The 13678-nt window shown below is 42.7% G+C and carries 13 protein-coding genes; 10 read left to right on the top strand and 3 right to left on the bottom strand.

Annotation, left to right across the window (positions count from 1 at the left end):
• Positions 1 to 340 precede the first annotated feature (340 nt).
• Complete coding sequence (locus tag F902_RS16915) at positions 341 to 2170, top strand: GmrSD restriction endonuclease domain-containing protein (protein ID WP_005205324.1); 1830 nt, start codon at positions 341 to 343, stop codon at positions 2168 to 2170.
• Between the two features lie 438 nt (positions 2171 to 2608).
• Here the strand turns inward: F902_RS16915 and F902_RS16910 are convergent, their stop codons facing one another.
• A complete protein-coding gene (locus tag F902_RS16910) occupies positions 2609 to 3070 on the bottom strand; it encodes a winged helix-turn-helix transcriptional regulator (protein WP_005205323.1) in 462 nt (153 codons plus the stop codon).
• Positions 3071 to 3234: 164 nt separating this feature from the next.
• Between F902_RS16910 and F902_RS16905 the strand changes: the two genes are divergently transcribed.
• The 4 genes from F902_RS16905 to F902_RS16890 all read left to right on the top strand — a co-directional run bounded on the left by F902_RS16905 (position 3235) and on the right by F902_RS16890 (position 6365).
• On the top strand, positions 3235 to 4101 hold the full coding sequence (locus F902_RS16905) for a metal-dependent hydrolase (RefSeq protein ID WP_005190682.1): 867 nt from the start codon (positions 3235 to 3237) through the stop codon (positions 4099 to 4101).
• 128 nt (positions 4102 to 4229) lie between these two features.
• Positions 4230 to 4910: a glutathione S-transferase family protein gene (locus tag F902_RS16900; protein ID WP_005205320.1), complete on the top strand. Its 681-nt coding sequence runs from the start codon at positions 4230 to 4232 to the stop codon at positions 4908 to 4910.
• Positions 4907 to 5674 (top strand): SDR family NAD(P)-dependent oxidoreductase, encoded by a 768-nt coding sequence (locus F902_RS16895; RefSeq protein WP_005205318.1) that lies wholly within the window; start codon positions 4907 to 4909, stop codon positions 5672 to 5674. Before F902_RS16900 ends, F902_RS16895 begins: the two co-directional genes overlap by 4 nt.
• A 1-nt stretch (position 5675) precedes the next feature.
• Positions 5676 to 6365 (top strand): SDR family NAD(P)-dependent oxidoreductase, encoded by a 690-nt coding sequence (locus tag F902_RS16890; RefSeq protein WP_005205316.1) that lies wholly within the window; start codon positions 5676 to 5678, stop codon positions 6363 to 6365.
• Positions 6366 to 6377: 12 nt separating this feature from the next.
• Here F902_RS16890 and pdxR read toward each other — a convergent pair whose 3' ends face one another.
• Positions 6378 to 7883, bottom strand: a complete 1506-nt coding sequence (pdxR, locus tag F902_RS16885) for a MocR-like pyridoxine biosynthesis transcription factor PdxR (RefSeq protein ID WP_005205314.1) — start codon at positions 7881 to 7883, stop codon at positions 6378 to 6380.
• A gap of 38 nt (positions 7884 to 7921) precedes the next feature.
• On the opposite strand from pdxR, the gene F902_RS16880 reads away from it, so the two are divergent.
• Both F902_RS16880 and F902_RS16875 read left to right on the top strand, forming a co-directional pair.
• Positions 7922 to 8701 carry an aldolase gene (locus F902_RS16880; RefSeq protein ID WP_005205311.1) on the top strand — a complete coding sequence of 260 codons (780 nt, stop codon included), beginning with the start codon at positions 7922 to 7924 and terminating at the stop codon, positions 8699 to 8701.
• Between the two features lie 5 nt (positions 8702 to 8706).
• Positions 8707 to 9588: a dihydrodipicolinate synthase family protein gene (locus F902_RS16875; RefSeq protein ID WP_005205309.1), complete on the top strand. Its 882-nt coding sequence runs from the start codon at positions 8707 to 8709 to the stop codon at positions 9586 to 9588.
• 56 nt (positions 9589 to 9644) lie between these two features.
• Here the strand turns inward: F902_RS16875 and F902_RS16870 are convergent, their stop codons facing one another.
• Positions 9645 to 10694, bottom strand: coding sequence for a helix-turn-helix transcriptional regulator (locus tag F902_RS16870; RefSeq protein ID WP_005205307.1), 1050 nt, complete (start codon positions 10692 to 10694; stop codon positions 9645 to 9647).
• Positions 10695 to 10805: 111 nt separating this feature from the next.
• Between F902_RS16870 and F902_RS16865 the strand changes: the two genes are divergently transcribed.
• The 3 genes from F902_RS16865 (at position 10806) to F902_RS16855 (ending at position 13677) form a co-directional block, all read left to right on the top strand.
• Positions 10806 to 11609 carry an SDR family NAD(P)-dependent oxidoreductase gene (locus F902_RS16865; protein ID WP_005205305.1) on the top strand — a complete coding sequence of 268 codons (804 nt, stop codon included), beginning with the start codon at positions 10806 to 10808 and terminating at the stop codon, positions 11607 to 11609.
• Positions 11606 to 12352, top strand: a complete 747-nt coding sequence (locus F902_RS16860) for an acetoacetate decarboxylase family protein (protein ID WP_005205302.1) — start codon at positions 11606 to 11608, stop codon at positions 12350 to 12352. Before F902_RS16865 ends, F902_RS16860 begins: the two co-directional genes overlap by 4 nt.
• 95 nt (positions 12353 to 12447) lie before the next feature.
• On the top strand, positions 12448 to 13677 hold the full coding sequence (locus F902_RS16855) for an NADH:flavin oxidoreductase/NADH oxidase family protein (protein ID WP_005205299.1): 1230 nt from the start codon (positions 12448 to 12450) through the stop codon (positions 13675 to 13677).
• The last annotated feature ends 1 nt before the right edge of the window (position 13678 follow it).

The following is a 13678-nucleotide window of genomic DNA, read 5'->3' as shown; positions in this document are numbered from 1 at the left end:
CTTTAGTGGGGAATCATTGGGAAAATTTACCCAATTATTTTTAGTCTAGATAAAGGGTAAATTACATTTCTTCATGAACAAAAAAATAAATAAAACATATGGTTATTTATTTGGTCAACTGCTGCATTATTTGGCGTATAAGCAGCCTATGTATGAAGGTATAGTAAGATTTTGATCTACTTTTTTATTTATATGGACACGCGAAGTAAGGAAATACCCTAAGAACATGTATAACACATGGTATGGTTAAAAAATAGCAATATATCGATGTAATTTATTGATAATTTTTTTATGTCATGTATTTTAAGCTCAAACATCGATAATACGTGATTTCTTATAAATGAGTAATTTTGACAGTACTAAAGAAAACTTAAGTGACATTTTAAAAAAAATTGTTGAAGGTAAATTACAGCTCCCTGACTTTCAGCGTGGATGGGTATGGGATGATGCTCATATCAAATCATTATTAGTAAGTATTGCAAGGACGTTTCCTGTAGGTGCTGTGATGCTTCTAGAAACAGGGGGAGATGTAAAGTTTCAAGTACGTCCAATTGAAAATGTAGAGCTTGCCAAAAAGGATATAGAACCTGAAGAGTTGATTTTAGATGGTCAGCAACGTTTGACCTCTTTAACGCAGGTATTGAAACTCGATAAACCTGTTAAGACATTTGATGAAAAAGGAAGAGTGATTAAGCGTCATTATTATATTGATATTGAAATGGCATTGAGCGGTAATTTAGAGGATGCGTTCATATCGGTAGATGAAGATAAAATTGTTAAAACAAATTTTGGCCGAGATATTAAGAAAATAGTAAATTCGCACAGTAAAGAAATAGCATTAGATTTTTCTACTACAGAAAAAGAGTGCGAGGCATTCTTTTTTCCATGTAATCGTATTTTCAATGCCAATGAATGGGAAGTTGTTCTATTTAGAAATCATACGAATAGAATTCAAGAATATATGGACTTTAGAGAAAAAATTCTTGAAAGTTTTAGACAGTATGCAGTACCTGTTATCAGATTAAATAAAGAAAACTCTAAAGAAGCGGTGTGTTTAGTATTTGAAAAAGTAAATACAGGTGGTGTCCCTTTATCTGTCTTTGAACTTGTCACAGCGACATTTGCTGCTGAGGGGTATAACCTCCGAGATGATTGGTATGGACATCCTGAGCGCAATCCAATTGGTCGTGCTAAAAGATTAAGTGATAAAGAATCTATATTAAAACTGGTAGAGCCGACGGATTACTTACAAGCCATAAGCTTATTGAGTACATTGGAACAGAGAAAAGCAGATATTGCTGCCGATAAAACTGGCAAATTTATTTCCGCAGTAAGTGCAAAGCGTGCAGCAATATTGGGAATGTCATTGAATGATTATGAAAAATGGTCGAATGATGTTGAAGCGGGGTTTTTATTGGTAGCCAAGTTTTTGCGTAAAGAGTGTTTTTTCTTTACTAAAGATTTACCATACCGCACGCAGTTAGTACCTCTTGCCGCAATTTTAACTTTGCTAAAAGAAAGATGGTTAGAGCCCAAAATCTACGAAAAATTAAGTCAATGGTTCTGGTGTGGTGTGCTTGGTGAGCTTTATGGTGGTGCTGTTGACACACGTATTGCCAATGATCTGGAGGACTTTAGTAATTGGGTTCTAAAGCCAGATCATGAGATTAGAACAATTCAAGAAGCATCATTTCAGGCGCAACGTCTGAAAACGCTAAGATCTCGTTTGAGTGCTGCATATAAGGGCCTAAATACGTTGGTATTAAGAGAAGGGGCACAAGACTTCTTTTGGAAAGAATCTATTCAAAATTTAGATGTCGAAGAAGTTGCTTTGGATATTCACCATATTTTCCCAAAAAAATGGTGTGAAGATCATGGGAAACCTTCCAAAATATATGATTCTATTCTGAATAAAACGCCAATTTCGTATAAAGCGAATCGAATGATAGGCGGTAAAGCACCATCGAAGTATCTTTATGATTTGCAAAATCATAAGACTGTGTTGATGGACGATTTTAATATGAACCAGATATTAGCAACGCATTTTATTGAACCTGATTTGTTAAGAGCTGATGATTTTGAAGCTTTTATTAATGCGCGCCAACAGCAGTTGCTTAAGATTATTTCTAAGGTGATGGGTAAAACGCTATCTGATGATAATATTGTTTAGTGAGTTGTAAAGGGAGCTTCAGCTCCCTTATTTTTAGGATTTATATTTTTAAATATATTTATGAAAACGATAGATTATTACAGCCAATATACGGATAAATTTATACAATCCATATTACATGTGGATATGCAAAGCTTGTACTAGCCATTTTTTAGCAAAGTTGCAAGAATATGCTCATATTTGTGATGTGGGTTGTGGATTTTGGCGTGACACATTACCTTTAGTCGAAACCGCTTGAGATATGAATTTATCTAAGCATTTGGTTCAGATTGAGCATGATGTCAGAGGGATTCTGGTCACTAACAATAAAATAAGACGGGTGAATGTTACTTCAGCAAAATAAGCTTTAAATGGTTTTCAAAAGAGTCGAAGTTTCTATTATTTTGCACCGATTACAATCTAATAGCTATTTGAATATTCTCCAGATGGGGGAATATATTATTCCCCATCCTCATCAGTCACATAAACAGGCGACATTTCTCTCGCATCAAGAGGCTGCTTGCAACAATCACAAGTTAGGCTTGGGCTGGTCACATGCCCACAGCTTTTGTGCAGATAACGCAATTCGGGAAACTGCTTATTTTCATTCTGCCAGATATTGCCCCATGTACTCATGGTGACAATAATCGGGTACAGCGCTAACCCCTTTTCAGTCAGCTTATACTCATAACGCTTCGGTGCTTCATGATAGAGCACTTTTTCAAAAATCTTGTGTTCGACCAAGCGGTTAATACGTTCGGTCAGCAAATGACGGGTGATGCCCAACTGTTTTTGAAAATCATCAAAACGACGGGTTTTCATAAAGGCATTACGAATAATCAGCAGGGTCCAACGGTCGCCAAAAATCGACAAAGTCCGTGCAATTGGACAATTCATTTCACCGAGTTCATGCCATTTCATCGCAATACCATCTATATGTCTTTACAGGAAGCAGGCTGTCATTTTAGGACAACTTGAACGATTAAGATATCCGCTTTATTGACAACTTATCAAGGCAGCTATATTTTTCATATAAGTTCTTTTTTGGAACTTAATGTTTTTGAGATCTATTCTTGAGGTGAGTTATGTCTGCGTCAGCGTTAAAAGAAAAATCAAAGCAAAAGATACCTGCATCATTTCCAGTCCGCCGTATGGATTATGAATTTCAGGATATGCCCAAATACTGGTGTAATGATGAACCAACCTTTACCCATTATTTCACGGGACTTTCCACTCTATTTCCAGAAGGAGAGTCTTACTTTGTCCGTTCAGTCAGGGCTTTACGAGATCAAGTCAAAAGCAACCCGCAATTGGATCGTGATATTGGTGCATTTATTGGTCAGGAAGCCATGCATTCCAAGGAGCATCATGCCTTTCATGTCAGTGCACAACAATATGGCCTAGACCCCGAATCACTGGAAAAAGTGACAGGTATTATCCTTAAAGCGATTGAACGAACTTTTCCGAAAAAGTGGAATCTCTTGGTGACAGTTGGTTTGGAACATTACACCGCAGTACTGGTGGTGGAGATGATGAAAAACGTCAATGAATTAATGACTGATACCACTATTCGGAATCTATGGTTATGGCACAGTGTGGAAGAAACCGAACACAAGGCAGTTGCCTATGATATGTATGAATATCTCTATGGCAAAGGTCTCGATGCCTATATCCCACGGGTTGCGATTTTTAGCCTGAGTTTGGTCCTCATCACGACCTTCTCAAATGTCTACCAAGTGGTATTGATGTCCAGAGATAAGCAATTACTGAATTTAAAATCGTGGGCTAAATTTGCAGGCTTTACTGTGCAGGCCTATCGAAAATTGGTGCCACAATTTTTTTCTTATTATCGTCGTGACTTCCATCCCAATGATACCGATGAGTCTGACATTGTGGCAAAAACCAAAATCAAAATTGGTTTGTCTCCAGAGCAGTCGACTTTCGTGCATTAATAAATTGTAGAGAAAATCATCTACATGAATGCATCGCCAAAGGGACAAATATCTGTAAGATAAGTTGAGTGAGCACCAAGCTGCTCGCTTATCACCGAGATGAATTCAATAAAAATGGATAGATAACAATGAGTACAGTGGTCTTACATCAATGGGAAATTTCACCATTCTGCAAAAAAGTCGCACGGATGTTAGCGTTTAAAGGCATTCCATTTGAAACCGTGAATTATAACGGGGTATTGGGGGCCAAAGTCCCAATGTTGAGTAAAGTGGGCAAAGTCCCTGTGCTGGACATCAACGGACAACGCATTCAGGACAGTACCCGCATTGCCCGTTATTTGGATGAAGCGTATCCAGATTTGCCACGTTTATATCCATTTGACCCATTACAAAAAGCCTATGTTGAATTGTGGGAAGACTGGTCGGACGAGTTGTTATATTTCTATGAAGTGTATTTTCGGGTCAGTGATGCTGATGCTTTGAATCATGCGGTGGCAATCAGTGCGGAAGGTCGTCCTAAGCATGAGGTTGTACTGATGAAACCTTTGCTCAAGGCAGCTCTGAATATGCAAGTGAAGATGCAAGGTACAGGGCGTATGGCAAAGGCTGATATCGAAGCAGAATTTACACGACACTTAGAGCGTATTGAATTGGTGTTAGGTCAAACGGGCTGGTTGGTCGGTGAAGCCAAAACCATTGCCGATATTGCAGTCGGTTCTCAACTATTAGAGGTAATACGTACCAGTAAAATCTGGGAGCCAAAAATTAACAGCTATCCGCATATTCAGCACTGGATACAACAATTATGAGTCAGGTCAATCAAGCCCCGAACCAACCCACCGCGATCGTAGTGGTGATTGGTGTTGGGGCAGAACAGGGCATTGGTGCAGCGGTGTGTCGCCGTTTTGCCCATGAGCAATTCAAAGTCTACGTGGTGGGGCGAACGCTCAATAAAGTTGAAAAGGTGGCTGCAACAATTAATGCTCAAGGTGGGCAGGCAGTGGCCTATGCACTGGATGCTGAAAATGAGCAACAGGTTCAGGCTTTGTTTGAGCATTTAAATGATCAGCCAGAAGCATTGGCAGCCGTGATCCATAATGTCGGTGGCAATATTCCTTCGATCTTTTTACAGAGCAGTTTAAAGTTTTTTAGCCAAATGTGGCGTTCGACCTTTTTATCTGCGGTACTCGTGGCGCAGCGTAGTTTGCCCATTTTTCAAGAACAGCAGCAGGGCACCTTGATTTTTACTGGTGCCAGTGCCTCATTGCGCGGGAAACCTTTTTTTGCTGCATTTACCATGGGTAAGTCTGCGCTGAGAAGCTACGCCTTAAATTTGGCAGCGCTATATCGCCCTCAAAATATCCATGTAGCGCATGTGGTGGTGGATGGCATGGTCGATGGTGATCGTGTCAATAAAGCCTTATGGGGCTTGGGACGGCTGGCGCGGTTAACTCGTGGCACAGGTGGTTTAAATATTGAGGCAATTGCCGAAAATTATTGGATGCTCTATCAGCAAAATGTTGATTTATGGACGCATGAACTGGACCTACGTCCTTATCAGGAGAAATTCTAAGATGAGTAAGTTGTTGCCACAATGGTTTAAATCCAAACAAAAAACCAAGGGCTGTATGGTGATCGTGGGCAATCATGTCCAGCAACTGAGTCAACTTTTTGTTGGGCAAGTTCACTACGATGCTATGCCTGTTTATCAACTGCAGCATGATGCGACAAAAATACAACCACAGATCGAGGCTCAAGCGGAAGGGCTGACCGCTGTTCGACTCAATCTACTTGATGCTGCTGCGCTAAAAAGTGTTATACAGCAGATTCAGAAAGCAGGGCATTTTGTCGATTTATGTATTTTTCAACCTGACTTTGTGCTGCCCGAAAATAGCCATGTATTGTCTGCTGAACAGCTTGAGGACTATTGGCAAAACACAGGTTTAACGGCGGTCAGTATTGCCCAGGCCGTAATTCGGCAGATGCTGCCTAAACAGCAAGGTACCTTGATTTTTCTAGGGACTCAGCAACCAGTCGAATCGGAGCAGGATTTATTCAGTCAAAGCATGTCTGCCAGTATTCGCGCTTTAGCACAGTCCTTAGCCAGAGAGTTCCACCCTAAGGGCATTCATGTGGTGTATTGTGTAGTGCCACATTGGCAAACTGCACAGCATGAATTGATGCAATCACTGCAACAGACTTGCTGGCATCTGTACCAACAACCTAAGTCAACATGGAGTCAGGAGTTGCGCTTAGGATTATAAAATTATGCGCATTCAATCGTTGAGTTGAAATGCCTCATAGAGCAAGCGGATGATGTTTGAAATTTCAGTTTCATTAATGGCGGCATACCCAAAGCGGATATGAAAATGCTCATTGGATTGCTGACTTTGCTCGGCAAAATGCGCTTCGGCATCAATATGTAGTTGATTCAGTAGCTCGGCATATTCAGCACGATAGGGAAATTTAAATTTGACCCATAAGGCCATACCCCCCAACGGTGAGTTGATTTCGACCTGATCTTTAAATACCGCTTGCAAGTGACCCAGCGCAAAGTCACGCCGTTGTTGATAAACCTTGCGCATCTTGCGGATATGGCGTTTGATTTCTCCCTGTTGCATCAGTTCTGCCATTGCCAATTCAGTGATGATATTGCCTTGTTTATCGATCAATAAAATATCCTGATTCATGGCATGGATGATGTCTCGATTGGCGACCACATAACCAATTCGTAGACTTGGGGCAAACACCTTGGACAGCGAACCAATATGAATAACTTTTTCTGCATGCGGTAGGCTGATCAGCGGTGGAATCGGACGGCTGTCATAGTGAAACTCATGGTCATAGTCATCTTCAATAATATAAAAATCATACGTTTTCGACAGTTCCAATAGTTTTAGGCGTCGATCCATGGCCATGGTCACGGTAGTGGGATATTGATGATGTGGTGTGGTATAGATTGCAGCTACAGCATACTTTTCTAATATTTTTTCCAGATGTTCAATATCAAGACCCTGTTGATCTAGTCGAACCCGAACGATGTGATAATGATGCGATAAAAAGGTTTCGACAGCAGGAGGATAAGACCAGTGTTCCACCACAATCACTTTGCGTGGTGAGCTTTGTTTTGCCAGCACACGAGCCGCTAAAAAAATCCCCATTTGGCTGCCACGAACCACACAGATATTGTCAATTGTGGTTTTAATAAAACGTTCCATCGACAGCATTTGCAGCAATGCCTGACGTAACTCAATACTGCCTTGTGGATCGCCATAGCCCATGATCTGAGAACGGGTCACTTGAATCAGGGCGTGTCGATAGGCGCGGGAAAATAATTCATAAGGGATTAGACGCGTATCTGGAATGCCATCATTCTTAATTGCTACTGGACTTGTTGTACTCGGCGATGAATTGGGTTCTATCGCCGCATCGATCTTTTTATGTTTTAACTCGGGCAGATTCTCCGCCACAAAAGTACCTTGGCGTGGCTTAGAGATCAACCAACCTTGTGCCTCTAAATCCTCATAAACCGACTGTACGGTTTTACGATTAATTCTTAATTCATCGGCAAGCGAGCGCGAGCCAGACAGGCGCGAACCTGAACTGAGCCGCCCAGACAGAATCTCTTCAATAATCTGATTGGCCAACTTCAGAAAGATGGTTTTTTCCTCTCGGTCTTCAAGATGAAGACGAATCTTCCATGGCTGCTGCATGCTGATCTGGACCATATAAGTTTTAGAAACTGGATATTTTAACTCATCCACTGACTTCGTATTCTGCATCTGTCCCATCCACAAATCAACCGTAGCGAGGTGGTCTTATGCAAACCGCATTACTCAGCAAACAGCAATTGATGCAAACTGCGCAGCAGAATATGAATTTGATTCAAGAGGTCAATTACAGTGATCGACAGAAGTTGGCTTTGACCTGTCGTATTTTATTTGATCATGGTCATGATGCAGGCTTGGCAGGGCAAATTACCTGTCGTGCCGAGCAAGAAAATAGCTTTATTACGCAACGTTTTGGTTTGGGTTTTGATGAAATTACCGCCGCCAATTTGTTGGTCGTGGATCAAGACCTCAAACCTTTAGATCAGCAAGGCATGGCCAATCCAGCCAACCGTTTCCATACTTGGATTTATCAGCAGCATCCTGAAGTGAATTGCATTATCCATACCCATCCCACTCATATTGCAGCCTTGTCGATGCTACGTGTACCACTGGCCATCTCGCAAATGGATACCTGTGCCTTGTATGAGGATTGTTCCTTTGTCGGTGAATGGCCAGGAGTGCCAGTAGGTAATGAAGAAGGCATTTTTATTTCCGAAGCCTTGGGAAAAAATCGGGCGGTATTGTTGTCTCATCATGGCCAATTGGTGGCAGGCAAGAGCATTGAAGAAGCTTGTAATTTGGCACTGCTGATTGAACGTGCCGCACGTTTGCAACTGTTAGCCATGTCGGCAGGGCAGATTCAACCGATTCCGCATGAACTGGCAAAAGAAGCCCATGACTGGCTGTCTACAGATAAGCGTAACAAAGTCAATTTTGCCTATTATGCACGTAAGGCATTGAAAAACCATAAAAAGTGTATCGAGGAGTAAAGCACATGAAAATTGAAGGCATTATTGCTTATCCCGTCACGCCATTTAAAGCAGACGGCCAACAGCTTGATCTTGACGCCCTGAGCATCAGTTTAAATGCGCTGCTTGAATCACAATGTGATGCGATTGCACCTTTAGGCAGTGCAGGAGAAAGTGCCTATTTAACTTGGCAAGAATGGCAGCAGGTGGCACAAACCACAATTGCAGTGGTGAATCAGCGTGTTCCGGTGATTGTTGGGATTTCTGAGCTGACCACTGCCATAGCGATTCAGAAAGCCAAAAAAGCGGAAGAATTGGGTGCAGATGTGATTATGGTGATTCCCGTCTCTTACTGGAAACTCACTGATCAGGAAATCTATGATTATTATCAGCAGATTGCCGCATCGGTAAAATTGCCGATCATGGTCTATAACAATCCTGCCACCAGCGGTATTGATATGACACCTGAATTGATTGTGAAGATGTTTAATGAGATCGACAATATTTGCATGGTCAAAGACAGCACTGGTGATATTCAGCGCATGCATAAATTTCATGCATTGAGCCGAGGAAAGTTGCCATTTTATAACGGTTCTAATCCATTGGCGCTAGAAGCCTTCTGTGCTGGAGCAACAGGTTGGTGTACTGCTGCGCCGAATTTGTTGGGTCATCTGCCAAAGCAATTGTATCAAGCGATTCAACAAGGTGATCTGCCAAAAGCGCAGGCGATATTTTATCAGCAATTACCTGTGCTGAGCTTTATTGTCAAAGGTGGCTTACCGAAAACAGTAAAATCGGGACTCAACTTATTGGGCTTCTCGGTTGGTTCGCCAAGATCGCCTTTGCAAGCTGCGACAGGGGCTGAAATTGAGCAGTTAAAAGGCTTGATACAAGCGGCTGTAAAATAATTATGTTGGCGTCAGGTCGAGATGCACCGACCTGACCTAAATATATTCTGGGCAGCTTAAGTTTGAGTTTGACGAAATTGACTGGGTGTAAGCCCACTCCATTTCTTAAATGCACGGGCAAAGTTGGCCGGTTGTAGATAGCCTAAGTACAGTGCAATATCCTGTACTTCCATGTGTGGATTGAGTAACAGCTGTTTTGCCTGTTGATATCTGACTTCATCTAATAACCCCAGATAAGAATAACCTGCTTGATCTAACTTTCGTCTTAGGGTTCTGCTGGAGGTATGCAAGCGTTCGGCAATGCTATCTAAACTCGGGTAGCCTTTTTGTGGAGTGAGCTGCAACTCGGTTTTGACCCTGAGTCCAATATCTTGAATGGTTTCGGAAAAACGGATTTGTTCGGCTTCACATTGGGCCAAGGCCTGTTGAAAAGCCGTTGGATCTGCCATTTTGGTGCAGAGGTTAAGGATGGCAGCAGGATAACGAATTTGATTGTGAGTTTGATTAAAGCGAATGCTTGGAAGTTGGGGCTGAAATTTTTGATGGTAGGGCGGTTCAGCCCAGTCGACATGCAGTTCAACATCCGAAAAATCATGCTCAGCTAAGGCCTGTGCTGTGTGAACCACGCCAATCATCAGGCATTCATAAAAGAAACGTCTCAGTATCTCTGCCTGCACAAGCTGCTGACTGACCACGGGATGGGTTTGTTGAATTTCAATAATTGAAACGAGATTTTCTTGGTAACAATCAATGCGATAATCTTTCAGCCGCATATTAAAAAATTGACTGGCCAAGGCAATAGCATGTTTGAGTGAGGGGCTGCTCATTAGGGCATAACCCATTGGACCATGCGCAGTTAAACGAAGTTTCAGCCCATATTCATATCCCAGACCACAGTCTTGCGCCAGCCCTAAACTGACCCATGCCAATTTTGACCATTGGATTGGAGTAATACGGGCATCGACTTGATGCAGAAGTGCTGACGGTATTTTGCTTTGGTATAGAATTTCGGAAGCAGAAAAACCTTTTTCAACCATGATTTCTAATAATAAATGTGCATATGAAATCGGGATACTGGCTTTAGACAAGCCATAGGGATCTTTCATTTTTTTATTTTATGCTGGCCGAAAATGATTAGCAGTATGGCTGAATTACCGCTCACGCTCAAGTTTTAGCTCTCTGATACTAGGCTTATTCTATTGATCTGAGTATTGGTAATGAGTTTACCTCTTCCTATTAAAGATTCCCCCGTTGTGATTACTGGCGCATCGTCTGGTATTGGTGAAGAACTGGCAAAACAATTCGCTGCACGTGGCTATTCGCTTGTTCTGGTGGCACGACGAGTCGATAAGCTTGAGGCTTTGGCGCTGCATTTAGGTCAAAAATATCAAGTTGAGGTGATGTTACGTCCTTGTGATCTCGCGGATCGTGAGGCAAGAACTCAATTCCGTCAGGAACTCGAGCAGCTGGATGTCGCGATTTTATGCAATAACGCAGGCTTTGCCACTTTTGGACGATTGCAGCACTTAGATGCTGACCGTGAACGTGAACAGACCGAGCTAAATGTAGTGGCTGTACAGGATCTGACATTGGCAGTATTGCCCAATATGATTCAGAAACGACGGGGTGCCATTCTGATTGTTGGATCTACCTCAGGTCATCAACCCACACCAGCCAATGCCACTTATGCGGCAAGCAAAGCCTTTGCCAATTCTTTTGCCGAATCACTGCATAGTGAACTGAGCGGTACTGGGGTGAGCTGTACCTTATTGGCACCTGGTCCCACCATCACAGGTTTTAATGAAGTTGCTGGCATAACAAAAATTAATGGTGTAGGTGGCAGTTTGGTTTGGGTAACTGCAGAACGTGTAGCTAAAGAAGCCATTCAAGGTATGGAATGTAATCGCCGTATTGTGATTCCAGGTTTGATTGCACAGGCACAAACTTTGGGCGGACGTTATACCCCGCGCATCATTTTATTGCCGATTTTAAAGCAGGTGTTTTCGAGATTAAAAGCATGAGACAGTTGATCCAAGATTTACGCACGCCTATCGGTATCGCAAATATCGGGAATAAGCTCTATCACAATGCCCAATATTTAACTGTGGTGGTTGAGGTCGATGAGAAGCGAATGGCGCGTTGGTTGCCCGCAGGAATGAAGTTGACGAAACCAGCCAGAGCGGATTTATTTTGTGCCTATTTCCCTGAAAATGTGTATACGGGGGCCTATCACGAAGCGGGACTCTTTGTACATATTCAGGTCGGCAATAAAACCGGCATCTTTTGCCCGTGGATGATACTGGATGATGATCGCGCCATGATTATTGGGCGTGAGTTGCTGGGTTATCCGAAAAAAATTGGGGAAATCAGTTGGGATAATGATGGTTCACACATCATCAGCCAAGCATCACGTCGTGGGACGGTGCTGATTGAAATGGATGCCAAACTAGGTGAGGTGCTACAGGATGCACCGCCCATTTTAGGTTTGCCACATCGCAATATCACAGGTGGTTTGGGGTTAGGTTTACCTCGAGAAGTTCGATTCACCCCGAAAGAGCATGTTGTTGAGGTCCGTCGTGTGGAGATGAAATTACGTTTTACTGGAACGGTAAATGATCCTTTGCATGAAATGGGCTTAGGCAAAGTGGTGGATGCGCGCTTACATCGGGTGGATTTATCGGGTGGCTTGATCCCACCGATTCAGATTCCTCGATTACGCACCCCGTTGTTTTTATTGCGTCAATTTAATCCACGGGTTTTATAGAGGATAAGCCCAGATTGAATTAAAGATTTACTCAGAAAAATGAATAAAACAGATGACATCGATCTATATCGATCAGAGTTTGAGGAACAGTAAAAATGACACAATCAAATGTTAGCAATTCACCTTTACAACAACCATTAGCTTTGGCATGTGGCATCACTATCCCGAACCGAATTGCAAAGTCTGCCATGAGTGAACAATTGGCTGATCGACATGGCTCGCCCACCACAGATTTACAGCAACTCTATGCGGCATGGGCCAGAGGCGGTACGGGTTTGTTAATAACAGGCAATGTCATGGTTGACCATCGTGCCTTTGTTGAGCCACGAAATGTGGTGTTGGAAGATGAACAATTCTTGCAAGCGCATAAACTTTGGGCCCAAGCAGCGCAGGCCAATGGCAGCAAGATCATGATGCAAATTAATCATTCAGGTCGGGTTGCGGTGCTACCTTTATTTAAAAAGCCGATTGCACCTTCAGCAGTAGGCTTAGATTTACCCGCAATGAATTTGATTCGTGTCCCGCGGTCCATGACTGAAACAGAAATTTTAGAACAAATACAGCGTTTTGCCAGCACAGCGGCATTGGCGGTGCAGGCAGGCTTTGATGGTGTACAAGTCCATGCGGCACATGGCTATTTGTTATCTCAATTTTTATCGCCTTTGGCCAATACCCGTACCGATCAATGGGGAGGCAACCCAGAAAATCGTCGTCGTATCTTGATTGAAACGGTTCGAGCTGTGCGACGGGCAATTGGCAAGAATAAAATCCTCAGTGTCAAATTGAATTCTGCCGATTTCCAAAAAGGTGGGCTGAGTCAGGAGGAATCACTGCACGTTGCTCTAGCATTAGCAGCTGAGGGTATAGATTTATTGGAAGTGTCTGGAGGTAATTATGAATCTCCTGCGCAACTGGGCTATGCCCCTGATCGTCAGGTTCAGCGCGATGCTTATTTTCTGGATTATGCCACGGCATTGCGCCAACAAAGTCAAATGCCGCTAATGCTGACAGGTGGGCTACGCGATGTAGAGGTGATGAATCGATTGGTGAGCGATGGCACGGTGGATGTCGTCGGTTTGGCTCGTCCTTTTGCTTTACAGCCCGATTTAGCCAAACAGCTCTTGGCTGGGAAATCTGTCACCGAAGCTGCAAAAATTCCTGTAGTTGGCTATAAGCCTATCGATGCTTATTTGCAATTGGCTTGGCATGCAGCTCAATTCCGCCGCATTAGTAGTGGTCAGAAACCAAAGGCAATTAAAGGGCTGATTCGAACATTAGTGGCATTTGGACCACGGATGGGTTTTAACATTTTGACGCAGGATTAAT

The sequence above is a fragment of the Acinetobacter higginsii genome, from assembly GCF_000369525.1.
Classification (GTDB): Bacteria; Pseudomonadota; Gammaproteobacteria; order Pseudomonadales; family Moraxellaceae; genus Acinetobacter; species Acinetobacter higginsii.
This window is presented reverse-complemented; position numbering and strand designations above follow the sequence as displayed.